The organism is Chryseobacterium sp. 22458 (assembly GCF_052044975.1).
Lineage (GTDB): Bacteria > Bacteroidota > Bacteroidia > Flavobacteriales > Weeksellaceae > Chryseobacterium.
The window spans coordinates 98902-122255 of sequence record NZ_JBQEOA010000007.1; the positions used below are offsets into that span (position 1 = coordinate 98902).

The window sequence follows — 23354 nt, forward strand, 5'->3', positions numbered from 1 at the left end:
CCGGAAATTTGTCATGTTATTAAAAGCCAATACAATGACAGATATCAAAAATCAATTTCCGCAGCTATTTTTAAGACTTGCTCTTGCTGTAACCATGCTTTCTGCAGTGGCAGACCGATTTGGATTTTGGAGCAAAGAAAATTCATCATGGGGAAATATGGAGCGTTTTAAAGAATATACAAGGCAGCTGACATTTTTTCTACCGGAAGCTTTAAGTACGGTTTCAGCCTATGCTGCTACCTTTTTAGAGATTCTTTTTCCTTTGATGCTAATCTTTGGATTTAAAACAAAGTTTGCAGCATATGGAAGCAGTATTCTGCTGTTGATTTTTGCCATATCCATGACCATTGCTTCAGGGCCTAAAGCTCCACTCAACTATTCTGTATGGGTAGGAAGTGCCGGAGCTCTCTTACTGGCGGTTCAGCAACATTATTCTTTAAGTATAGATCAATTAACCAAAAAATAATACATATTATGAGCGCAAGATTAAATATTGCAACATTAGATTCAGCAGCTTACAAAGCGATGATGGGATTAGAAGGATATTTACAGACCACTTCTTTAACTCACATTCAGAAAGAATTAATTAAAATCAGGGCTTCACAGATCAATAAATGTGCTTTCTGCCTTGATATGCACACCAAAGATGCCATCAAATATGGTGAAACTCCTCAAAGAATTTTTATTCTGAACGGATGGACAGAAGCAAAAGAATTCTTTACAGAAGAAGAACAGGTACTTTTGGCAATGACGGAAGAAATTACGCTGATCAGCCAAAACGGATTAACTGAAGAGACCTTCCAAAAGGCAAAAAAATTCTTCGATGATAGCCAGATTGCCCAGATCATTATGGCGATTGTAACCATCAATGCATGGAACAGAATTGCAATCAGTACGCATATGCCAATCGCTAAGTAGGTAAGAATTATCTATAAAAAAAAGAGCTTTTCAACACTGAAAAGTTCTTTTTTTATGATGTGAAATAGCAAAGCAGAAGGTTTCGTGGGCATTAATTCTGTAATTGATATTTTTTAAAATTAGGTGACCAGTACCTCAGATCCGGACTATTAATTACCTTTTATTTCTGAAAACTGAGAAAAAAATTAATAAACAGCAACCGGATTCACATTCACCTGGGTAGAACCTACATAGAGAGGTTGCCCCAGTACGAACAGGAATTCCCATACTTTTTGTTTTACCAGCGGGCGGCTGTCAATTAATTCCAAATTATAGATTCCTTTTTTAGCCAGCATATATTGGTTGATGGGAAACTCTTCCTTGCTTTTTGGATTTGGATAGACCTCAGAAGCCCAGGTGTCACCACCGAAAGCAACAATTCCCTGGTCAGCTAACCATTTTGCGGCATCCATTCCGATTCCCGGTTCAGTTTCTAAGAATTGTTTGTTGTCTTTACCTACCAGTTCAAGCCATCCTGTATTGAAGAGAATAACATCTCCTTTTCTCAAAGTAATACCCTGTTTCTTTAAAACAGATTTGATATCCTCAACGGTAAATTCTGTTCCGCCGGGTACAATTGATTTTCCATAATGAGTAGTCATATCAAGGACTACGCCTCTTGTAACGAAAGGAGGTACTTTTTCAACACCCAGTTTTTTCACACCTTCTACGGTTACAAAATCAGTAGCTTTATTTCCGTTGTAGTAAACATTATCAATACCGATGTGCCCGATACCATTAAGCTGGGTGCCAACTCCGGTCCATCCGTTGACCAATTCATCATTGAAGGTGAATTTGTTTGGGCCAATACTTTTTCCACCTTGTTCTCCCGGTTGAATATTATATAAATTGAAACTTCTGTGTCTGAAAGCCGGTAAGTTTTTATCAATAGGAACCGCAAGTGCTAACGTTTTACCCTGTTTTACCAATCCAAGCGCCTGTTTTACTACTTCCGGGGTTAATAAATTGGCTGCTCCAATTTCATCCTGAACTCCGTAAGCAGAAGGATACCATGATTGGTCTGCAGGATTGACAAGGGTCTGAGCATTTAATGAAACGCTGTTTATAGTCAATAATGTGGCTAACCCGAACATTTTGATCAGATTATTTTTCATTTTTTTATGATGTTTGAGGTTAAAAGAAAGGAAGCTGGAGGAGAGAAGAGGGGAGTTTCTGCCGTGTTTGAATCACTGTTATTCCCGCTTATTGAAATATGCTTCCGGGGTTACTTTCCTTTAAAAGAGAAAGGAAGCTGGAGGAGGGAAGAGGAAAGTTTTTGAAGTGATCAACAACTAATATTTTACTGATTAGATTGTTGTCATTATTTAAATTAAAAGACTGTAAGTCATCAATAACCTGACAGTGCTTCCATCCTCCCTCTTCCATCTCCCTACATTTAGATTAAATCTCGCTTAAAGCAGTATTGATGAAGTTCAGTTCTTCCTGAGAAAGGCTGATGTTCATTGCTTTTGCATTATCAATAGCCTGCTCTGCATTTCTGGCTCCTGCTAATACTACTGTGATGGCGGGTTGTAAAGTAGTCCATCTTAATACCAGTTGGGAAAGGCTGGCTCCTTTTTCCTGAGCAATAGGTTCAATTTTTTCCAGGAACGTTTTTACTTTATTTAAATCAAACTGAGAGAAATACCCGTTTCTGTGGTCGTTATCTTTTAATTTATTATCTTTAAAATATTTACCTGTTAAAAGACCTCTTTCCATTGGGCTGTATACGATGATTCCTGAATTGTTCTCTAAAGAATAAGGGACAAGATCATTTTCAATAGAACGGTTCAGCATACTGTAAGAAACCTGATTGCTGGCTAATTTTAAAGTTCTGTTAGCTTCTTCCATTTGGGCAACACTATAGTTACTTACCCCTGCTGCACGAATTTTTCCTTGCTGGATCAATAATTCCATAGCTTCCATTGTTTCGCTGATTGCTGTGGTGCTGTCTGGCCAGTGAAGTTGTAAAAGGTCAATATAATCAGTCCCCAGCCTTTTTAAGCTTTCTTCAACTTCTTTGATGATGTTTTCTTTAGACGCTAATTTATATACAGGAATTACTTTTCCTTCATCTTCAGCATCAAAGAAAAACTCTCCTTTTCCGTTGTTGCTTCCGTCCCATACCAGTCCGAATTTAGTTAGCAGCTGGATTTTTGAACGGTCTTTTCCTTTGATGGCTTCACCAATCATTTCTTCGCTTAATCCGAAACCGTAGAAAGGTGCCGTATCAATAGAAGTTACTCCATGATCCAATGATGCGTGAATAGAGCCAATAGAATCTTGCTTTTCATTGCCACCCCACATGTTACCACCAATGGCAAAAGCTCCGTGCGTGATTGCTGATAATTCTAAATCTGTATTTCCTAATTTTCTGTATTCCATTTTGTTTTAAAATTTTTATATGTAAACCACCCCGTCAAAAATTCTTTGAATTTTCGCCACCCCTCCGGAGGAGGGGAATTCTCGCCGTTTCAAAAGTGAGGCTTTTAAGAATTTTTTGTATTTAAAAAGAACTTAAATATTCTTCTCTGTATTCTGAATAGCCTCTTCTTAAGTGTTTGAAAGCTGTTGTGACTTTTGTGGTTAAAATTATTTATGATTTAATTCTTTTAAAATTGCTTCTCCCACACTTTTTGCAGATTGCGGATTTTGCCCGGTGATAACTCTCTGATCAGTAACTACATGGTTCTGCCAAAGTCCGGATTTTTCAAATTGTGCTCCTCTTTCTTTTAATTTGTTTTCCAGTAAGAAAGGAACAACATTCGTTAATTTTACTGCAGATTCTTCTTCATTGGTAAAAGCATTGATTTTTTTACCATCAACCAAGTACTTGCCGCTGTTCAGTTTGATATTTACCAATCCTGCCGGGCCATGGCATACCCCTGCAACAATGCCTCCGTTTTCGTAAATTTTTGAAGCAATATCTGCAAGGACTTTATTATCTGCAAGATCCCACATGGCTCCGTGGCCTCCTGCATAAAAGATGGTTGAATATTCTTTCGGATTCACCTGTGACGGCGTCATAGAATGATCGATCTTGTTTTTGTATTCTTTATTTTCCCAGAACTCTTTATTTACAGGATCTTTTAAATCGAATCCGTCTACCGGAGGAGTTCCGCCTTTAGGGCTTACAAAGTCAATTTCATATCCTGCGTGATGAAGAACTTCCCATGGATGTGAAACTTCACCCAGATAATATCCTGTATCTTCGCCTGTATTTCCTTTTTTATCATGGCTTGTAACGACGAATAAAATTTTCTTTTTCATATCACTGGATTTTTGGTGTTGTGCCTGGATAAATCCTATTGTAAAAAGGCTGAGAAATAAAAGTGTCAGTTTTTTCATATTTAAATGAGATTGGTGATATAAAGTTGAGGTATTTCCTGAAGTTTTTCATCAATCAAAGCTCCAAAAGCTTTAATATAAGGTTGCTCATTATGTTGGGCCAATCCTTCTTCACTTTTCCAGATTTCGTAAAATACAAAGTGGTTTTTGTCTTCAATTCCCTGGTGAAGGTTGTATAGTTCACAGGCTTCTTCTTTTCTTGTTTCTTTTACCATATTCTGAAGAACTTCCAATACTTCTGAACGGTGTTTTTCTTTGGCTTTTATAATTGCTGTAAGATGAATTTTCATATTAAATAAAATTTTCAATAGAGTTATAGATAGGGTTCCATTCCAGTTCTGTTCTGGCTTTGTCTGCACTGCATCTGCTGTTGGATGCAAAACCGAAATAGCCACCCGCAGGCCCGAAATTATCAACGGCATCCTGTATACTTAAAGATCGGGCAGGTTTCAGATTGTATTTTTTACTGATGATTTCTGCAATGTTTTTTAAAGAAGATTGTCCATTTTCTGCATAATAGATGGAACCGCCTTTTGCTTTTTCCAGGGCCAGTACATACAGCTCTGCCAAATCTTCAATATGTAAGTTGGACCAGATATTTTCGCCTTCACCAAAATAGACACCGTGCCCTTTTTTCTGAGAAAAATTAACTAAAGCCGGAATCTGGATACTTTCTTTTTTTATTCCCAGACCTTCTCCGTATACCATTGTAGGGACAATAACAATACTTCTTATATCTTTTTGAACAGATTGAAGAACATAATTGTTAATAAGCACCCTTGACGCCATTTCCAGTCTTGGAGTTAAAGGAAAATCTTCTGTAAAAACAAAATCACTTCTTTTACCGTTTTCCTTACCACCGAAAATGGCAGATCCTGAAGTGAATATGAATGTCTTATGGCTTCCTTCCATTGCTTTGATAAAATTATCTGCAGCATAGGCATCATCTGCAGAATCAGCATTATGAATTACAGCATCAACATCAGCAACAGCTTTTCTTATCAGATCTTCATTGTGAATACTTCCGATGATTGTCTTGATTCCTGATGATTCCAGCTCTTGTACCTGGGTTTCGTTACGAACCAATCCGGTTACTTCATAACCCCTTTCAAGCAGTTTTTTAGCGATGCTACCGCCTATATAGCCGGTAATACCTGTGATCAGTATTTTTTTCATGATACTAATTCCGGTTTTAATTCTTTTTCGAATACGTTTTTCACATGTTCCCTGTAAAGCTTCATATCACGCTCTATATTGGCATTCTTTTCCACATCATGGAAGTGGAAGCTCTCCATTTTTTCTAAAGACACAAAAGCATTCATTCTGTGGAACCCGAATAACGGCCCGTCATCTACACTTCTTTCATTGAAAAACTCTCCTGGAAGCGTAAAGGCTGTTGCAGGTGCATTCCAGCTTGTGGTCAGCATATATTTTCTGCCGGCAAGCATTCCTCCCGTTCCGTAATTGATCTCCGGATTGGCTGCATTTCTTCCGTCACTCATATAAATTCCTTTGGTATGACCTGCTGTGAAAACTTCATCGATGTATTTTTTCAACCCGTTAGGGAGCTGGAACCACCAGATTGGAGTGTGGTAAATAATATAATCTGCCCACACGAATTTTTTTACTTCTTCATGTTTATCATATCCCTCACTTACATTTGTCATTTTTATTTCTACATTTTCAAATTCCTGAAGAACTGCCAATGTGTTTTCTGCGATAGTCTGATTATATTTTCCTCCGGAATGTCCGAAGTTCTGCCCTCCGTTGATGATAAGTACTTTTTTCATTTTTTTATGATTGTTTAAATTTTACTCTGCAAATTTAGTAGAGTATTTTATATAATAAAAATAATATAAATTATATCAAACTATCATAATAATGATACATGTGTTTTTTGTGTCGATTAGCCGGTTTGTGAGATTACGGAATAAAATTGAATGCAGTGTTTTATTTAAATATTTTATAATTGCTAATCCGCTACTATTAGTAATAACAGTAAATTAATTGGTGAATACAAATTGATTGTTATGGTTAAATATCATATCCTTAAAGCGTTAATTTCATCCTGTGTCATGTACATTTGTTTGGCAAATTGAATGATAATGATACAGATAGCGATTTTCAGTGATGTACATGGGAATCTTCCTGCGTTGGAAGTGGTGTTGAAAGATATGGACCAAAGAGGAATTCATCAGAAGTTCTGTTTGGGCGACTTGGTAGATTTTGCTCCCTGGGGGAATGAAGTGATTCAAAAAATCAGAGATCTGAATATTCCCTGTCTGATGGGAAATCATGATGAAAGGATTGCTTTTAATATGCCTGTTTTTCGTTTAGATAAGCATTCTGAAGAAGAAACCAAGGCAAGATTTATTGCTATAGACCATTCAAAAAAACATATTACAGATGAAAACAAAAAATTTCTTTCAGGACTTCCTTTCCATTTAAAGTTAAACTATAAAATTGGGGATAAGCATTGGAATATCCAACTGGTGCATTCCACTCTGGAAAGCAATGATACTTATTTATACGAATCCGAAAATGATGAGATTTTTATCAATATGCTGGGTAAATCCGGGGCTGATCTGATTGTGATGGGACATACCCATCTGTCATTTAAAAAGCAGTTTGAAAATAATAAATGGGCCATCAACTGTGGTTCTGTGGGGCGATCTAAAGAAGAAAACAGACTGGCTTCCTATTTGGTTCTGGCGATGGATGAAGAAAAAATAATTCCTGAAATTGTACAGCTACGATATCCGTTTGAAAAAACTGCCCGTGAGATCGAAGAAAGCGCGATTCCGGATTATTATGCCTCCTTTTTAAGAAAGGATAATCTATTAATATTATAATTATTTTGTAAATTTGCATTATAATATTAATAAATAAGTCATGGTCAATTTAGAATGGTATCGTACTTTTAAGGCGATCTATAAAACCGGGACATTAACGGGTGCCGCTGATGCTTTATTCATTTCGCAGCCCGGAGTGAGCTTGCATTTAAGCTCACTGGAAGCGTACGTAGGATATAAATTATTCGACAGGACCGGAAGAAAAATGATTCCTACAGAGAGAGGAAAAGTATTATTCAATGCCGTAGCAGAGCCTCTGACAAGATTGGAGGATGTAGAAAAAAACTTTCAGAAATCTACAGAAAAGCATACCCCAACCATCAGTGTCGGAATGTGTTTTGAAACCTTTCAGACTACACTGGAGCAATATGTTTCTACATTACCTTTTAACCTGATCATCAGTTTTGGAGAATATCCGGAAATGCTGGATCAGCTTGATAAAGGTATTCTGGATCTTATTATCACTCCGAAGAAAGGATCTTCTCCCAATATAGAACATGAAGCATTCTCGTCTGAGCAGATCGTTTTGGTTGGAGGGAAAGACGTTGATAAAGCTGCTTTCAATAAAGTGCTGAAAACAAAAGATGCAGAACAGATTGAAGACTGGCTGAAGAATGAGAAATGGTACGGAACCACCGGAGATATGGAACATCTTTTCCAATACTGGACTTTAAATTTCGGGCATAAACCGAATTTCCGTCCCAACTATATTGTTCCTAATCTGAACTCCATCGTCCGTTGTCTGAAAGGAGGAACCGGGCTTGCTGTTGTCCCTGATTTCTTATGTAAAAATGCCATTGAGAGCGGAGAAATACAGCTGATCTGGGAAGGGAAGAAAAAACTTGAAAATACCCTTTACTTCGGATGCAGAAAGAAAACCAATTACCAAACGGAAATAGAGCATATCAAAGGATTATTCAGTAAGGTGATGGGTAAGTAAAACCATATCCCGCATCTGTAAACCGTTTTCATAAATAGGAGATGGGTAATTTTCAATAAAGAAATCTTTTCGTATTCCCGTTTGAATGAAGTTGTTTCTTTCATAAAATCTTATCTGCTGGAACCCTGTATCTGAGGTTCCTACTGCTAAGGTTTTATAATCATTGTCTTTGGCAATTTCTTTTGCCTTACTGATGAGAAGACTGCCGATCCCCTTACTTCTGTAGCTTTCAATAACGGCCATATTTTTTATTTCCAGCTCAATATCACTGTTTTTGTATAATGCCATCACAGCAATATCTTCATACCCTGAAGACAAAAGATAAATATCGGAACTGAAAATATACTGATTGATCGCTTCGATAGTTTCATCCGCCAGTAATAACAAGCTATACGGGATCTCCGAATCTGAACTGATCTTATAAAACGTAAATTCTTCCATCTACAGACTCATATGAATAAGTGGATAATCTTTTCCTGAACCATCTTTTTCCGACCTTCCTACTTTTTTGAATCCCATTTTTTCATAAAAGCCAATCGCCTGCGGATTTTGTTCATTGACATCTACTTTAGTGAGCCCTGTTTTTTCTTTCATAAACTGATAAAGTTCCTTTCCATAGCCTTTTCCACGCATATCGTTATGAATGAACAGCATTTCCAGGTTACCTTCCACTACTGAAGCAAAACCTTTGGCTTCATCATTTTCTGTAATCAAATACACCTCCAGATTGGGAAGATAATCTCTTGGAATAGCTTCTTTAAAATAGTTGAAATCCTCTTCAGTCAGGAAATCGTGGGTAGCCTTTACTGCAGATTCCCAGATTTCCATAATAGCCGGATAATCTCCCGTGCCGGCTGGTCTGATATGATGTGTCATGATTTTAAATTTACACAAAAATAAGAAAATAGTTGCGGTAAGCCAGAATATAAAATGTTGAAAAAAATGCCAAAGCACAAAGGTTATAGTGCATTATATCTATTTTTAAGGCACAAGAAAATCGAGACTTTCAGCACGTGTGCATAGATATGATTTCTGTATAATTTTTGGGTATAAATTTTATCGGAAATGAAACCCTTGCATCTGTAAAGACTCATTTTTTAACAAAAACGGTAAAATTGGTAAGTTGAAATCCCGATTTTTTATTGCAAATTTGTTTAATCACTTTATATTAAATCAAAAATCAAGAGATTATGCAAAAGAAAACCTATACAGGGCAACCTGTGGTCACTTTAAATAACGGAGTAGAAATTCCGGCTTTAGGATTTGGAGTATGGCAGATGGAAGATCTGAAAGAATGTGAGAATGCTGTGATTAAAGCCATTCAGACAGGGTACAGAATGATTGATACGGCTGCTATTTATCAGAATGAAACGGCTGTAGGGGCTGCTGTGAAAAACAGTGGCGTAAACAGGGATGAACTTTTCATTACTTCAAAAGTATGGGTTCAGGATCATGGGTATGAGAAAGCTAAAAGTGCTTTTCAGAGAACATTAGACCGATTGCAGATGGATTATCTGGATATGTATCTTATTCACTGGCCATACGGAGATTTTCTGGGAACCTGGAAGGCATTGGAAGAACTGTATCAGCAAGGGAAGATCAAAGCCATAGGTGTTTGTAATTTTACGGTTGAGAAATTAGAGGAACTGAAAGCTAATTCAACGGTTTTGCCTGTTATCAATCAGATTGAGTTGCATCCTGTTTTCCAGCAGAAAGAATTACAGGTTTATGACAGAGAAAATAATATTGTAACACAGCCATGGAGCCCGCTTGGAAACGGTAATGCGAATCTTTTGAACAATGAAGCTCTGAAAGCAGTTGCGGAGAAATACGGTAAAACGGTTGCTCAGGTTATTTTAAGATGGCATTTGCAGGAAGGGTTTGTTGTGATTCCGAAATCTGTAACACCATCAAGAATTGAAGAGAATTTTAATGTATTTGATTTCGAGCTGACAGAAAATGAAATGAATATCGTTCGTTCTTTAGATACAGGAAAAAGATTATTCTTTGACCCGAAAGATCCGGAATGGGAGCAGAAAATGCTGAAATCTGTAGCAGATATTTAATTGCAAATGTGGATTTATTCCAAAAGATTTGATAAAGATAAAAAATTAGTCACTTTAAACAGTGGCTATATTTTTTCGTTTTCAAAGTATGAAGGGTTTAGTTACAGGCTTTTAGCTATTGAATTTTTGATTGATGATGATTTCAATTATCTCCTTCAGATGAGCGTTGCTGAACATGAAGACAGGGCAAAGAATAATTCTGATCTGTTTCAGGAAAAGGGTAGGGTACCTGAAAAGATATTGGATTATCTGGAAATATTATTGGATTCAGATTTTAAAAGCCTGAAGCAGAATTATAATTTTTGTGATTATGATATTTCTGACATCGGCTCACAGCAGTTTCTGATCAATGTGGATGAGGATATTGAAGTTAATATCAAAGAAGAGCTGCCTGTAGAGTATTTTGAAACAGATGTTGAATTGTTTTTGTTTGAATTTAATGAGTACATGAAAAAATGGGTGGAAGAAAAATATGAAGCCTGGATTCTAAAGAGTAATGAGTAATATCATGAGGAACTCTAACCTCTATACCTGTTTTTTTCGTAAATTTTATTTAAAATAATTCTTATGTTCTGGCCCGATACAATCAGTAAAAAATTAGGGGTTAAATACCCTGTCATTCAGGCACCAATGTTTGGAATGAGTACGCCGCAAATGGTTGCAGCAGCAGGGAAAGCCGATTGCCTGGGATCACTGGCGCTGGCAGACCTTTCTGCAGATCAGTCTGTTGAACTTATCAGAGAAACCCGGAAGTTAACAGACAGACCTTTTGCTGTCAACATTTTTGCCCATCATATTCCTGAAATAACAGATGCTCTTAGGGAGAAATATCATAAAACAAAACAGTTTATAGAAGATCTGGCAAGAGAAAATAATATTGACGTCACTCTTCCTGAACTTAGTGCTATCCAGATAAAAAGCTATCATGATCTGATAGATCCCATTATTGATGAAAACTGTAAAATAGTAAGCTTTATCTTCGGAAGCCTGGATGTTGGAAGTATCCAAAAATTAAAAGCAAACGGAACGGTTCTTATCGGGACCTGTACTTCGGTAGAGGAGGCTTTGATTCTGGAAAGATCAGGGGCAGATATCATCTGTGTACAGGGAATTGAAGCAGGTGGCCACCGGGGAGCATTTGATGCAGACCATATTCCACAGATCGGAGGATTCTCATTATTGTCGCAGGTATATGATCATGTGAAAATACCTTTGATCTATGCGGGCGGTATTTATAATGCCGGAACACTACATGCAGCAAAAGATCTGGGGGCACAGGGTTTTCAGGTGGGAAGCCTGTTGCTGGTATCTGAAGAAAGTGCATTGAAACCTTTTGAAAAAGAAAGGCTTAAAAAGGTAAAAGAAGAAGATATTATGCTGACAAGAAGTTTTTCAGGACGATTTGCCAGAGGGATCAGGAATAAATATATAGAAACGGTTGAAAACTCAGGATACATTTTACCCTATCCCTATCAGAATAAACTGACCAATGAACTGCGTAAAGCAGCCAAACTTCAGCAGAATATAGATTTTGTGGGAATTTGGACCGGGCAGTCTATTCACGATTACAGTGAACATTCTACCACAGAGATCCTGAGAAATCTGATTGAACAGGTAGAGGCTGTTTAGAACATAAAAGTTCTGGTTTACATTAAATTTCTCGACTATGGCTTTTGAAAAACAGACTGAAAATTAAATGCATAGGATGAAGGACCGTTTTCCTGCAAATATTCTAAACGTTTCAAAGCTTCATCTATATCAGGGTATTCATCATTTTTAATCCACCACAATGCATAGTAAGCTTTTCCATATTTTTGAAACCATTCTTTTCTTCTTCTCAAAAAATCTACATGAAATGTTTTATAAGTGTAGTATTCCAAGGATTCTATGGTTTTCCATACAGATAAGTTGATCATGATTTGTTCATCATTTAATGGATTAAAGCCTGTAGCATTGTTTTCATCATCTTTCAGTCTCCAGATAAATCCATCACTTTCTTCGGCCAATTGGTTGACTGAATCAAGATGACTTACAAACTCAGTCATTATGGGATCTTCAATATTGGTTCCAATCATTCTGGCAATATTAATTTGTGCTAGTTGGTACATTTTTCTATTTCTTTTATTCTTATTAATATTGTGTAAAAATAGGTCCTGTACCATTAGTATAAAATAACTATCAATATAGATACTATTAAAAAAATGAAAAAAGAATGTGAGACTTCCTATATTAATGTTGATCAAAAATCTTATCCCTGTGCAGTAAGTTTTGTTATGGATCTTATTGGAGGAAGATGGAAAGGAGTTATTCTCTGCCATTTAAAAAATGGAGATAAAAGGTTTGGTGAGCTGAAGAAAGAGCTTTCTTTTATTACAGAGACAACCTTAAGCATCCAATTAAGACAACTGGAAAGAGATCAGCTCATAACAAGAACCGTGTTTGGGACCAAGCCTCCGGTAAAAGTGATATACAGCTTATCTGATTTGGGTTTGACATTTATCCCTTTACTTGATCATATTAACGATTGGGGGAAAATTACTTTAGAAACCAAAAAAAAGCTGTCTCAAAAGTGAGCCAGCCTTTTTTCTATTCGTTGAATTCAATGATAAGCTGGTTCATGGCTGAGCCGGTAAAGGTGGTTGTAGAGCCGCTTAAATCATTCCATCTTCTTTCTGCATTTCCGGAAGTATTATAGATGTGGGTGGAGCCTTCAGTTCCTCCCGAATTATTAGGTTCTCCCGTTGCAAACCAGTTTTCTGTAGTGGCAGGATTGGTAGACCAGTTCATTCTGAACTCTTCTCCGGTGATCCATTGAAGCCTGTCCGGATTACCCGGTCTCTTAATCTTATTAAAGCCAATCCATATATTGTTCCCCAGATTATATCCGGTTCCTGAAGCTACTATATTGGTTGCTACCCAGATTCTTTCAGCATCGCTGGGCATCGTAACCAGATAGCCACCCATTTGTTTACCAAAACTGAACGCATTGAACCAGTTGATTCCCTGTGTAAGCTGGTATGCACAGTAGGTATGATTATTTACAGACCATTTTTTACATCCCACTTCTGTAGCCGTTCCTCCTCCTGGTACTGAACCTGGTGGCTGAGGTCTTGCTGCTGCCGGTTGGGGATCGTAACCTAATATCGTATTATTAAATCCTGATGATCCGCTGCTGAGATCACTTCTGGAAATCTTTCTTACATTTCCGTTAGTGTCGGCAGAAAGTATATCATCATTGGTAGCTCCCTGTGGTAGAGTACGAATCCTTAATTCTCCGTTATTATCAAGTGACTTTGTCGGTGTTGTTGTATTGATACCTACCTGAGCGCTTATGAAATACGGTAAGACAATGAATGCTAAAATTGATTTCTTCATGTGGTTCTTTTTTATTATTCATTAAACTCAATGATGAGCTGGTTCATAGAAATACTTGAATTAGCAGTCAAAGTACCATTTAAATCATTCCATTTTCTTTCAGAATTTACACTGGTTGCAAATATATGGGTTGCCCCTTCTCCTCCTCCCGAGTTGTTGGGTTCACCGGGATTAAACCAGTTTTCTGTTGTTGCAGGATTGGTAGACCAGTTGATTTTGAACTCTTCTCCGGTGATCCATTGAAGCTGGTCCGGATTTCCGGGTCTTTGAATTTTATTGAATCCAATCCATATGTTATTGGCCAGGTTATATCCTGTTCCTGAGTTTACGATATTAGTATTTACCCAGGCCCTTTCTGCATCATTAGTCATAGTTACCAGGTAGCCTCCCATCTGTTTTCCAAAGCTGAATGCGTTAAACCAGTTAATAGGCTGTGAAATTTGATAGGCACAATACGTATGATTATTCCCGGACCATTTTTTACATCCCAATTCTGCCGCTGTTCCTCCTCCCGGTACTGATCCGGGCGGTTGAGGCCTTGTAGCTACCGGCTTGGGATCGTAGCCTAATATGGTATTATTAAATCCTGATGATCCACTGCCTAGATCACTTCTGGAAATCTTTCTTACATTTCCATTTGTGTCAGTAGAGAGAATATCATCAGCCGCTACGCCTATGGGTAAAGTGCGGATCCGTAATTCTCCATTGATGTCAAGTGATTTTGTTGGTGCGGTTGTGTTAATACCAACTTGTGCATTTATAGCGCAGGGTACTGCAATAAGTAGAATCGTTTTTTTCATTTTATGTTTTGTTTATTCTATCAAATATATAAAAATATTTTATGATAAATAATATAACTATCTGATTTTTAAATATTTATAATTTTATTTTGGAATTTTTTTAATATTCATATTTGTTTATATGCATATATTTTTAATTAATAAATTAATTTTTTATTAAAATGTTAAACATATTTGAATTATGTATGATAAATTATTTTTATTACTAAAAATGGTGTCAGAAAAGTGCTGCATCAATAAATGCAAAGATTATAGATACAGTATGACTTTGAAATCTATTAGGTTTTGAGATGTCAGCTATTATCAGCTGTTTTTTAATTAATTGAAAAACAGCTGTAAGGATGATATCAGCTTATTTTACTGATGTTATAAAATAAAAACTCCTTCCAGAGTTAACTGAAAGGAATTTAAGTATTGTGTATAAGTGGTTATTTGATGGTAAACTTCAAACCGGCTTATTTTGAAGATTCGTTTATTTTGTCAGATCCAGTCCTCCGAAGTTTCCGGAGCTCATCATCAGGTAGACTCCATCTGTCTTATCTAAAGTATTCCAATAGGCGTGAAGGTCATCGGCATTGGTGAATACCCTTAGGTTTTCATTTTTGAATTTCTCTTTGATGAATTCAGGAGAGATAGGTTCCATTCTTTTGATCTTCAAAGCATCTTCAGAGTAGAAAACAATGGCTTCATCCAAACCGTCCATAGCGTGATCATACTGTTCCAGGAAAGCTGGATTTAAGCTTGAATAGGTATGAAGTTCCAGGAACCCGTATTTCTTTTCATTCTTAAACTGTTCTTTGAAAGCTTTTACAGCAGCTTTTACTTTACTGGGTGCATGAGCAAAATCTTTGTAAAGCGTTCCTTTATCTTCTCTTTCCACTTTTTCAAGACGTTTGGAAGCTCCTTTAAAACTCATGATCGCTTCGTAGAAATCCTCATCCATGATCCCCAGTTGCTGGCAGATATGTCTGGCTCCTTCAAGGTTCAGCAGGTTGTGGGCACCAAAAACAGAAAGAGGAACATCTCCCATTTCGGTTTTTAAATAAACTTTCCCGTTGCTGATTTCATATTCCGGAGTTTTGTAAGGGATTTTTCTGAAATAATTCTCTGCATTTTCCACTACTTTCACTACCTCAGGGTCTTCTTCATTATAAACAAGAACGCCTCCTGCAGTAATGCTTGCCACAAACTTTCTGAACTGTTCAATATAATCATCAAAAGTTTTGAAAACATTGATATGATCCCATGCAATACCACTCATCAAAGCGATATTCGGCTGATATAGTAAGAATTTTGAACGCAGGTCAATAGGGGAGGAAAGGTATTCGTCTCCTTCCAGCACCATAAAATCATTATCCTGGGTAAGCTTTACCATACAGTCGAAACCTTCCAGTTGTGCTCCTACCATAAAATCCACATCTTTTCTGTGGAAATTCAGAACGTGAAGGATCATTGAGGTAATTGTCGTTTTCCCGTGAGATCCTGCAATGACAACTCTTGTTTTATTTTTAGACTGTTCGTACAGGAATTCAGGATAAGAATATATTTTCAAGCCCAACTCTTTTGCTTTTGCCAGCTCAGGATTATCCTGATGGGCATGCATCCCAAGAATGACCGCATCAATATCCGGAGTGATTTTTTCCGGGAACCAGCCCATTTCCTGAGGCAGTATTCCTTTTTTCTCCAGTCTTGATTTTGAAGGTTCAAAAATCGCATCATCTGAACCGGTAACCTGATATCCTTTATCTTTTAATGCGATGGCAAGATTGTGCATGGCGCTTCCGCCAATGGCAATGAAGTGGGTTTTCAATTGTATTTACTGTTTTTTAACATTAGTATTAATGATCTGCTGGAAAGCCTCAAGAATATTATTCCAATTGGTCTGATAGTTTGGAGTGATCATGCTGGCATCTGATTTACTGCCTTCATTAGGACCTTTCTTGATGTTGATAGACGTAGAAATATTGTCGTACAATTTTTGACGGTCTTCCTGAATTCTTCTGAAATTATTCTGAGAAAGAGTCTGATCCAGTTTCTTTAAATCTTCATCTGAAATTTTAAAATCCTGTTTGTATTTTTTTCCCTGGCCTTCAAAAGAATAATGGGCATTATTTCCTTTTATAAGCAGGTTTTCGTATACAGGAGCATAGCCTCCGCTTTTTGCATAGCTGATATCAAAATCCGAATATACTTTCTGGCTGTTGCATGAAACTAATACTATGACTGCGAATAAGATTCCAAGTATTCTGTTCATAATTTTCTTTTTTACTTTAATTATTTGAGTCCTTTTGTTCTAATTTTTTAGCTTTAAGTTCTTCATCATAACTGTGTAATAGGTTGAAGTCTTCAGTCTGCTCAATGGCAGTCATGATCTTCAGTAAAATTTCCGGTGCTTTTTCATTATCGTAATCGATGTCAAGAGGGGCTTTAAACTCCATGGTAGGTTTTACACCGGTAACCTTTACCCGAAGTCCTTTTTTATCAAAAGCCCTTCTGAATCCGTTGATCTTGATAGGAATTACAATAGGGCGCTGATTTTTCACCAGTTTTGCGGTTCCTCTTCTTCCCTGTGCGAAAGCGGATGTTGTTCCTTGCGGGAAAGTAGCCACCCAGCCGTTATCCAATGCCTTCATGATGTTGTCTACTTCACTCATGTCTACCATCCTGTTTACGGTTTTCCCTTCAGCTCTCCAGGTTCTTTTAACCGTTACAGCACCTGCGATCTTAAAAATTTTAGGAAGAATACCTTTATTCATGGTTTCTTCGGCTGCAACGTAGTAAAAATCAATCTTTGGATTCAAAAGATAGATCGGATTTTTAATGGTATTTAAATATCCGTTGTTTACGGCACAGAAAGCGTGATACATGGCAGCAACATCTGCAAAATAAGTCTGATGATTAGACACAAACAATACATTGGAATCCGGAAGATCCACAAGATGCTCTGTGCCGGTAATTTTCAGTTTATTAAAGCCATTAAACCTTCTGTAGGATACAACTCCCAAGATAAAAATAATAAACCTTTTCAAAAAATAAGGGGTACCGAATGCATCGGTGAAAATATTTTTCTTCGCCATTTTTCAATTAAACACGGTAGTGCAAAGTTACATTTTTTTCAGCAACTGGCTGAATTCACTTAATATCATCGCTGTAGCACCCCAGATAATATACCCGTTAAAGTTGATGACAGGAACTTCCTTTCCTCCTGCACTCGGAAGTGCCATAATTTCAGGAGTATCCGAAAGGCTTAAAAATGAGGTGATGGGAAATTCGATAACTTCCACCGCTTCACTCTGTTGTAAAATAAATGTAGGATTCTTTTTGGTGTATGAAATATAGGGATATACATAAAAGTTGCTTGGCGGAATATAGATGGGAGACATCTCTCTGATGATCCGTACATAATGTTTATCAATACCTATTTCTTCAGAAGTTTCACGAATAGCTGTCTCTGCAAAGTCCCTGTCCATTTCCTCACGCTTTCCGCCAGGTAAAGAGATCTGCCCGCTATGCCTGTCATGTTCATTAATGGTTCTCTGGATCAATGGAAAATACCACTCGTTATCCTTCAGATACAAAACAATATTGACAGCAGCAAATTTGGGATTTTTGGCCAGCACTTCATCGTAGGTGAAAACGGGACGGTAGGGAGGGGAAAATACCCCATGGGCATGTTCGCCGGGAAGTTCTATACTTTTTATTTTCCGTAATAAATCTTTTCCAAAATTTTCCATAGCTCAAATTTAACAATATATCTTGAAGAAACGGGAGACTTAACATTAATTAACCTATGCGGATAAATGGAAAACCACATGTTAATAAACGAATGAATACAACAACTTGTATGCTTAGCATACTGATAATTTTCTTAAAAATCGAACGTCTTATTTAACTAAAACAGTAGGTATATGTTTCACCGGAAAATTAACGGAGTTGGCAATGAAACAATATTCGTTAGCTTTATGATGAAGTTCTTTTGCTTTTTCAATCATTGATTCTTCTGCTACCGTAACAGCAGGATGTAGGGTTACTTCCGTAAAAAGCCCGCTTCCATTGGCTGTTTCTTCCATGATACCCTTTGCTTCATCCGTATAATCTGTAACGATAATCCCGGCTTCTGAGCAGAAGTGAAGATACCATAGCATATGACATGATGAAAGCGAGGAAAGAAACAGTTCTTCAGGATTATGTTTGGTTCTGTCTCCACGGAATGAAGGATCAGAAGATCCCTGGATGACAGCTTTATGCTCTGCCGAAATAGTATGACTTCTTTCATAATCCCTGTAGCCGGTGGTTCCCGTGCCCTTATTTCCTGTCCATTGAATGGTAATTTTGTAATGGTGATTTTTCATGTTATTTAGATATTAGATATTAGATATTAGATATTAGATATTAGATATTAGATATTAGATATTAGATATTAGATATTAGATATTGTCGTTAAACAACTGTTATTCTTGTAATGTAATTGTCAGGATATCGGTATTAATAGGGCTTTGACTTAGATTTATGTTCTCTATTGCATCATAAAAAACCTCCGGTACAGCCGGAGGTTTGAATTTTGTCTTAATTAGAGAATTCTATCAATTCTTCTTTTTTGGAATTGTAGATTTTGTATTCTAAATATTTAAAAGAATCCCTTGGTACAATGGTTACCCACTTTTTGTATTTGATAAACCATTTCATCTGGATGCTTTTGATGCCTTTGGTTAAATAGGCTTCTACGAAAGGGTGTACGTGCAGGTAGATTTTTCCTTTTTCTTTCTGCAGGATGTTTCTTAAAGTTTCACCCATTCTTTCCACGATTACGATCGGAGCTACAATTTCTCCGTCTTTGTTCGGGTTTTCTTCTTTGGTTTCGATCTGCTTTTCCGGACGGTTTCTTTGTCTGGTGATCTGGATCAGTCCAAATTTACTTGGAGGAAGTATTTTATGGCGAGCCTTGTCGCGCTTCATTTCCTCTTTAAGATGTTCATAGAGATCTCTTCTATGTTCAGAATTCGGCATGTCGATGAAGTCAATCACAATGATTCCTCCCATATCACGGAGGCGAAGCTGCCTTGCGATCTCGGTAGCTGCCATTTTGTTCACTTTCAGTGCGTGTTCTTTATTGACAGCGGTTCCGGTGGTAATATTATTCCCGGAATTGACGTCTACGACGTGAAGAGCTTCTGTGTGCTCAATAACAAGATAAGCGCCTTTAGAACTTGGAATATTGACGTGCTTTCCAAAGCTCTGTTTAAGTTGTTTTTCAACATTGTAATATTCCAGAAGAGGAATATGAGAATCATAAAACTGGACAATATTTTTCTTTTCAGGAGCAATTACCTCAATGTAATTTTTCATTTCACTCACCATCTGCTCGTCATCACAGATAATATTGACGAAATCCTGATTAAAATTGTCTCTTAAAATAGCTGAAGCCTTATCTTCTTCGCTTAAAACTTTAGATGGAACCTTATTTCTCTGAATATTTTTAAAAGTGCTTTCCCATTTCTGAACCAGTTGATTCATGTCATTATGGAGATCGGCAACTTTTTTTCCTTCGGCCACTGTTCTGATGATTACTCCGAAACCTTCAGGTTTAATACTGTCAATCAGAGTTCTCAGTCTTTCTTTTTCTTCAGAACTTCTGATTTTTTTGGATATTGAAACCTTGTTGTCGAAAGGGATCAGTACCAGAAAACGTCCTGTCAGAGAGATCTGGGTAGAAATTCTGGGGCCTTTTGTAGATATTGGTTCTTTAGTAATCTGTAACAGAACCAGATCGTCTTTGGCGATCACTTTATCTACTGTTCCGTTTTTGTCTATTTCGGGTTGTATCTCGAAATTCTTTAAGCTTGAAGTGCTTTGTTTTTTAGAAATAGTATCTTTTAAAAACTTTCTGTATGTAAGATATTGGGGACCCAGATCCTGATAATGCAGGAATGCATCTTTATCATATCCGATGTTGACGAACGCCGCATTCAGATTGGGTGCCAGTTTTTTTACTTTTCCTATAAACAGATCTCCAACTATAAAATCGCTTTTGTCTTCTTGCTCATGAAGTTCACATAGTCTTCCGTCTTCCAGCAGTGCAATCTTTGTAAGATCATCTTCATGCGAAACTATTAGTTCTTTCTTCATTTTGTTATAAGATAAAATTGTTTAAGATTATAGGAAGTGGATGTTTTTTCTCGAATAATTCATCTAATAAATATAAGGATTTAGAATGAAAACCTGTATATTTTTATTAAAATAATATTTGAAATCTTCCGTTTTCCGCAGAATCTTATAGTTGCAAACAAAAATATAGTCGGTGAACTTTAAAAATATAAAACCACCAACTATATTATTATATTGTAAATCTCGAGAAGAAGAGATTATTTTTTCTTATGTCTGTTTGCTCTTCTTCTTTTCTTTCTTTTGTGAGTCGCAACCTTGTGTCTTTTTCTTTTCTTTCCGCTTGGCATAATTTTAATTTTTTAATAACTAGTTAATATTCAGTTAATGTTCTTATTTTACTGCAACTTTAGTTTTTACTTTCTCTACAAAAGACTTTGAAGGTTTGAAAGCAGGAATGTTATGAGCAGGAATCTCAATTGCAGTATTCTTAGAAATATTTCTTCCTGTTTTAGCAGCTCTTGTTTTAATGATAAAAGATCCAAAACCTCTCAGATAAACGTTATCCCCATTATACATAGAAGTTCTGATCTCCTGCATAAAAGCTTCTACAACTTTCTGTGTTTCATTCTTTTCTGTTCCCAACTTATTTGAGATGGTGTTTACCAATTCTGCCTTTGTCATTTCCTTATTTTAATTTTAAATTTTAGGTGTGCAAATTTAGTTAAAAAAATTGAATACTAGCAAATTAGTGGCAAAATATTTTTGTTCAGATACTTGAGATTTTAATGTATACACTATATTAAGGAGGTCTCGGGAGAATTTAACAATTTAATAATATGGCCCCGTTATAAGCCGGATTCTACAGATAATTAATTGAAATAATTTTTCTTAATAACTGTTAGACAATGATTTATTGTCCGGAAGTCCTATGGCTGCATACAATGTTTTCCCAATCCAGTCGGTACTACATACTTGAATTATAATAGCCGTTTTCTACACAAAAGCGGATCAGGTGAAGTTTTGTTTTCAGTCCAAGCTTTTCTGTAAGACGGTTGATATAAGTATCAATAGTTCTTGTACTCAGATTAAGCTTTTCGGCAATTTCTTTGTTACTGAAACCTTCATAGCAGAATCTCATCAATTGTATCTCGGCCGGAGAAAGCTCTTCCTGTCCTTTCTTCTGTCTGTCCATATACTCCTGTACTGCAAGAGGCTGCTGCTCCCATTCTTTGGAATAGGCGTGATAATCAAACTCTTCAGAGGCTATACTACCTTTGATAATATCTTTAATAATGGTACTCTTTTTCTCACAATAATAGATATTGGGTATTTTGGCAAGAATATCTGCCATATCTTCCTGATACGTACCGGAATAGGTGATAATAGGAGTTTCAGAATTGTTTTTTCTGATGTATTTGATCGCTTCAATTCCGCTTAATACCGGCATAAACAATTCGATGATGAACACGTCTTCCTGTCTTCTGTAGATTCTGTTCACCAGTTCATGCCCATTATTACAGTCATTCAGAAGCATATAAAAAGGATTCTCCATCAGTGTTTTGATCATTATTTTCTTAAAATAAAAATCACTGTCTGCAATTGAGAAACGCACGGTATTAGATAATATTTTACTCATTTTTCAATATCGATTTGGCGAATGATATTTAAAATTCCGAGGCCTAATTTATGAAAAACTTATTAAAGAGGAAATTAATATTAATTTAATCAGGGTTTTCACGAAACCGGCCTGGGGAAATTACGTATTGTGCATAAAATTTTTTTTTTATATTTTCACAGGCCAAACAAATCGCAAATTATGTCTTCGAACAGGGAAAAAAAATTAAACAAATCTGACGTCAGAATAGGCATTTGGAAGTTTATTCTGTCTTTTGCCATTTTGTCAGTGGTATCGTTTGCATGTCTGTTTCTCTTCTTTAAGAGCTATGATATGCAGCGGGAAGGGATCAGCAAAGACTCGGAAGCGTACAAAGAACTGATGCTTCGGAGCGACGTGCTGAAAAATCAAGTTGATGAAATCTATGATAAAATGACCCAGCTTAGTCTTAATAAGGTGGAAAATGAGGTATTTCTCAGAACCAGTATTATGGATAACGTAAGAGACGTTAAAAATATTATGAAAGCAGACAGTGTTCAGAATTTTAAGCATTATGCGGTACTGATGAAGCAGATAGAACCCATGCTGAAGTTAAAAGCTGACATTATGGTTGTGGAATCTCGTAAAAAATTTGCTAAAAGAGATCTTGAAGACTGCATGAATAAAATAGACAGGGCCAACAGTGAGCTTAGAAAAGATCCGACAAGAAATTTCACGGGAAGTAAAAGAAGAAAATAAAAAGAAAAGATATGCAAGGACAAATCACATTATCTAAAAAGGAAAGGCATTATCAGTTTTTTTATTTAATACTGATGCTGATCACTGCAATGATATTTTTGGGTATCATTTTTCTGAAAGGATTTGTATCCCCTTTTTCTGATGAAGATGTAAGAGGAATTCAGAACCTGGAACAGAAAGCTGAATTTGAACAGCACCAAAAGGTTATTTTACCGATCATGGACAGTACTTATACCATGATCACCAAACTTACGACTGACGGCCCACAACCTTTTGCTGAAAATAATATCCAGTTGGGAGTGAATGATCTTAACAGCTATTTCAGCAACAATAACGTCATTGATATCCGAAAGGATGCCTATCCTCAGATTGCCAAATTTTACAAAATGTATTTTGATGACAAAAAGGTAATTGCAACCACCACAGAAGATATTAAGATCTTTGAAAAACAGGTGGAAGACTGCAGAATCGGATTTAAAGACAAACAGAACAAAATTTACGAACGCGAAAAGGACCTGAAGGCAAGAACGCAGTAGGGAAAGCATGGAAATACTAGGA

At 36.6% G+C, this 23354-nt stretch carries 29 protein-coding genes; 10 read left to right on the top strand and 19 right to left on the bottom strand.

Features of this window, described 5'->3' with window-relative positions:
• Nucleotides 1-34 precede the first annotated feature (34 nt).
• A complete protein-coding gene (locus ACTJJF_RS20170) occupies nucleotides 35-466 on the top strand; it encodes a DoxX family membrane protein (protein ID WP_440700806.1) in 432 nt (143 codons plus the stop codon).
• Nucleotides 467-474: 8 nt separating this feature from the next.
• Complete coding sequence (locus ACTJJF_RS20175; RefSeq protein ID WP_440700807.1) at nucleotides 475-918, top strand: carboxymuconolactone decarboxylase family protein; 444 nt, start codon at nucleotides 475-477, stop codon at nucleotides 916-918.
• 185 nt (nucleotides 919-1103) lie between these two features.
• Here the strand turns inward: ACTJJF_RS20175 and ACTJJF_RS20180 are convergent, their stop codons facing one another.
• The 6 genes from ACTJJF_RS20180 to ACTJJF_RS20205 form a co-directional block, all read right to left on the bottom strand.
• Nucleotides 1104-2072 carry a cyclase family protein gene (locus tag ACTJJF_RS20180; protein ID WP_440700808.1) on the bottom strand — a complete coding sequence of 323 codons (969 nt, stop codon included), beginning with the start codon at nucleotides 2070-2072 and terminating at the stop codon, nucleotides 1104-1106.
• A gap of 286 nt (nucleotides 2073-2358) precedes the next feature.
• Nucleotides 2359-3342, bottom strand: a complete 984-nt coding sequence (locus ACTJJF_RS20185; protein ID WP_440700809.1) for an aldo/keto reductase — start codon at nucleotides 3340-3342, stop codon at nucleotides 2359-2361.
• 207 nt (nucleotides 3343-3549) lie between these two features.
• Nucleotides 3550-4227 carry a type 1 glutamine amidotransferase domain-containing protein gene (locus tag ACTJJF_RS20190; protein ID WP_440700810.1) on the bottom strand — a complete coding sequence of 226 codons (678 nt, stop codon included), beginning with the start codon at nucleotides 4225-4227 and terminating at the stop codon, nucleotides 3550-3552.
• 80 nt (nucleotides 4228-4307) lie between these two features.
• Nucleotides 4308-4595, bottom strand: a complete 288-nt coding sequence (locus tag ACTJJF_RS20195; protein WP_440700811.1) for a putative quinol monooxygenase — start codon at nucleotides 4593-4595, stop codon at nucleotides 4308-4310.
• Between the two features lies 1 nt (nucleotide 4596).
• Entirely contained in the window at nucleotides 4597-5481 is an 885-nt protein-coding gene (locus ACTJJF_RS20200) for an NAD-dependent epimerase/dehydratase family protein (RefSeq protein ID WP_440700812.1), read from the bottom strand.
• A complete protein-coding gene (locus ACTJJF_RS20205) occupies nucleotides 5478-6095 on the bottom strand; it encodes an NAD(P)H-dependent oxidoreductase (protein WP_440700813.1) in 618 nt (205 codons plus the stop codon). Before ACTJJF_RS20205 ends, ACTJJF_RS20200 begins: the two co-directional genes overlap by 4 nt.
• A gap of 315 nt (nucleotides 6096-6410) precedes the next feature.
• On the opposite strand from ACTJJF_RS20205, the gene ACTJJF_RS20210 reads away from it, so the two are divergent.
• On the top strand, nucleotides 6411-7157 hold the full coding sequence (locus ACTJJF_RS20210; protein ID WP_440700814.1) for a metallophosphoesterase family protein: 747 nt from the start codon (nucleotides 6411-6413) through the stop codon (nucleotides 7155-7157).
• Between the two features lie 40 nt (nucleotides 7158-7197).
• Nucleotides 7198-8097, top strand: coding sequence for a LysR family transcriptional regulator (locus ACTJJF_RS20215; RefSeq protein ID WP_440700815.1), 900 nt, complete (start codon nucleotides 7198-7200; stop codon nucleotides 8095-8097).
• Here the strand turns inward: ACTJJF_RS20215 and ACTJJF_RS20220 are convergent.
• Together ACTJJF_RS20220 and ACTJJF_RS20225 are read right to left on the bottom strand one after the other, a co-directional pair.
• Complete coding sequence (locus tag ACTJJF_RS20220) at nucleotides 8071-8538, bottom strand: GNAT family N-acetyltransferase (RefSeq protein ID WP_440700816.1); 468 nt, start codon at nucleotides 8536-8538, stop codon at nucleotides 8071-8073. The genes ACTJJF_RS20215 and ACTJJF_RS20220 overlap by 27 nt on opposite strands.
• Nucleotides 8539-8973: a GNAT family N-acetyltransferase gene (locus ACTJJF_RS20225; RefSeq protein WP_312302678.1), complete on the bottom strand. Its 435-nt coding sequence runs from the start codon at nucleotides 8971-8973 to the stop codon at nucleotides 8539-8541.
• A 314-nt stretch (nucleotides 8974-9287) separates the two neighbouring features.
• Between ACTJJF_RS20225 and ACTJJF_RS20230 the strand changes: the two genes are divergently transcribed.
• The 3 genes from ACTJJF_RS20230 to ACTJJF_RS20240 all read left to right on the top strand — a co-directional run bounded on the left by ACTJJF_RS20230 (nucleotide 9288) and on the right by ACTJJF_RS20240 (nucleotide 11792).
• Entirely contained in the window at nucleotides 9288-10163 is an 876-nt protein-coding gene (locus tag ACTJJF_RS20230; protein WP_440700817.1) for an aldo/keto reductase, read from the top strand.
• 6 nt (nucleotides 10164-10169) lie between these two features.
• Nucleotides 10170-10667 (top strand): hypothetical protein, encoded by a 498-nt coding sequence (locus tag ACTJJF_RS20235; RefSeq protein WP_440700818.1) that lies wholly within the window; start codon nucleotides 10170-10172, stop codon nucleotides 10665-10667.
• Between the two features lie 63 nt (nucleotides 10668-10730).
• Complete coding sequence (locus tag ACTJJF_RS20240) at nucleotides 10731-11792, top strand: NAD(P)H-dependent flavin oxidoreductase (RefSeq protein WP_440700819.1); 1062 nt, start codon at nucleotides 10731-10733, stop codon at nucleotides 11790-11792.
• A gap of 35 nt (nucleotides 11793-11827) precedes the next feature.
• Here the strand turns inward: ACTJJF_RS20240 and ACTJJF_RS20245 are convergent, their stop codons facing one another.
• Nucleotides 11828-12271, bottom strand: coding sequence for a DUF3291 domain-containing protein (locus ACTJJF_RS20245; RefSeq protein ID WP_440700820.1), 444 nt, complete (start codon nucleotides 12269-12271; stop codon nucleotides 11828-11830).
• Nucleotides 12272-12364: 93 nt separating this feature from the next.
• Here ACTJJF_RS20245 and ACTJJF_RS20250 point away from each other — a divergent pair, with 93 nt between their 5' ends.
• Nucleotides 12365-12736 carry a winged helix-turn-helix transcriptional regulator gene (locus ACTJJF_RS20250; RefSeq protein ID WP_440700821.1) on the top strand — a complete coding sequence of 124 codons (372 nt, stop codon included), beginning with the start codon at nucleotides 12365-12367 and terminating at the stop codon, nucleotides 12734-12736.
• Between the two features lie 13 nt (nucleotides 12737-12749).
• Here ACTJJF_RS20250 and ACTJJF_RS20255 read toward each other — a convergent pair whose 3' ends face one another.
• The 10 genes from ACTJJF_RS20255 to ACTJJF_RS20300 all read right to left on the bottom strand — a co-directional run bounded on the left by ACTJJF_RS20255 (nucleotide 12750) and on the right by ACTJJF_RS20300 (nucleotide 22079).
• Nucleotides 12750-13538, bottom strand: a complete 789-nt coding sequence (locus tag ACTJJF_RS20255; protein WP_312302694.1) for a C-type lectin domain-containing protein — start codon at nucleotides 13536-13538, stop codon at nucleotides 12750-12752.
• Nucleotides 13539-13552: 14 nt separating this feature from the next.
• Entirely contained in the window at nucleotides 13553-14338 is a 786-nt protein-coding gene (locus ACTJJF_RS20260; RefSeq protein WP_440700822.1) for a C-type lectin domain-containing protein, read from the bottom strand.
• A gap of 472 nt (nucleotides 14339-14810) precedes the next feature.
• Nucleotides 14811-16148, bottom strand: coding sequence for a UDP-N-acetylmuramate--L-alanine ligase (locus ACTJJF_RS20265; RefSeq protein WP_312302698.1), 1338 nt, complete (start codon nucleotides 16146-16148; stop codon nucleotides 14811-14813).
• Between the two features lie 6 nt (nucleotides 16149-16154).
• Nucleotides 16155-16592 (bottom strand): hypothetical protein, encoded by a 438-nt coding sequence (locus ACTJJF_RS20270; RefSeq protein WP_312302700.1) that lies wholly within the window; start codon nucleotides 16590-16592, stop codon nucleotides 16155-16157.
• A 16-nt stretch (nucleotides 16593-16608) separates the two neighbouring features.
• Nucleotides 16609-17415 carry a lysophospholipid acyltransferase family protein gene (locus tag ACTJJF_RS20275; RefSeq protein ID WP_047098495.1) on the bottom strand — a complete coding sequence of 269 codons (807 nt, stop codon included), beginning with the start codon at nucleotides 17413-17415 and terminating at the stop codon, nucleotides 16609-16611.
• Nucleotides 17416-17442: 27 nt separating this feature from the next.
• Nucleotides 17443-18072 carry an NUDIX hydrolase gene (locus ACTJJF_RS20280; RefSeq protein ID WP_440700823.1) on the bottom strand — a complete coding sequence of 210 codons (630 nt, stop codon included), beginning with the start codon at nucleotides 18070-18072 and terminating at the stop codon, nucleotides 17443-17445.
• Between the two features lie 150 nt (nucleotides 18073-18222).
• Nucleotides 18223-18690, bottom strand: coding sequence for an OsmC family protein (locus ACTJJF_RS20285; protein ID WP_440700824.1), 468 nt, complete (start codon nucleotides 18688-18690; stop codon nucleotides 18223-18225).
• 214 nt (nucleotides 18691-18904) lie between these two features.
• A complete protein-coding gene (locus ACTJJF_RS20290) occupies nucleotides 18905-20464 on the bottom strand; it encodes a ribonuclease E/G (protein ID WP_312302712.1) in 1560 nt (519 codons plus the stop codon).
• Nucleotides 20465-20833: 369 nt separating this feature from the next.
• Nucleotides 20834-21124: an HU family DNA-binding protein gene (locus ACTJJF_RS20295; protein ID WP_002984212.1), complete on the bottom strand. Its 291-nt coding sequence runs from the start codon at nucleotides 21122-21124 to the stop codon at nucleotides 20834-20836.
• Nucleotides 21125-21407: 283 nt separating this feature from the next.
• Entirely contained in the window at nucleotides 21408-22079 is a 672-nt protein-coding gene (locus ACTJJF_RS20300) for a response regulator transcription factor (RefSeq protein WP_276160842.1), read from the bottom strand.
• Between the two features lie 180 nt (nucleotides 22080-22259).
• On the opposite strand from ACTJJF_RS20300, the gene tssO reads away from it, so the two are divergent.
• Entirely contained in the window at nucleotides 22260-22796 is a 537-nt protein-coding gene (tssO, locus tag ACTJJF_RS20305; RefSeq protein WP_312302718.1) for a type VI secretion system TssO, read from the top strand.
• Between the two features lie 11 nt (nucleotides 22797-22807).
• A complete protein-coding gene (locus ACTJJF_RS20310; RefSeq protein ID WP_312302721.1) occupies nucleotides 22808-23332 on the top strand; it encodes a type VI secretion system transmembrane protein TssO in 525 nt (174 codons plus the stop codon).
• The last annotated feature ends 22 nt before the right edge of the window (nucleotides 23333-23354 follow it).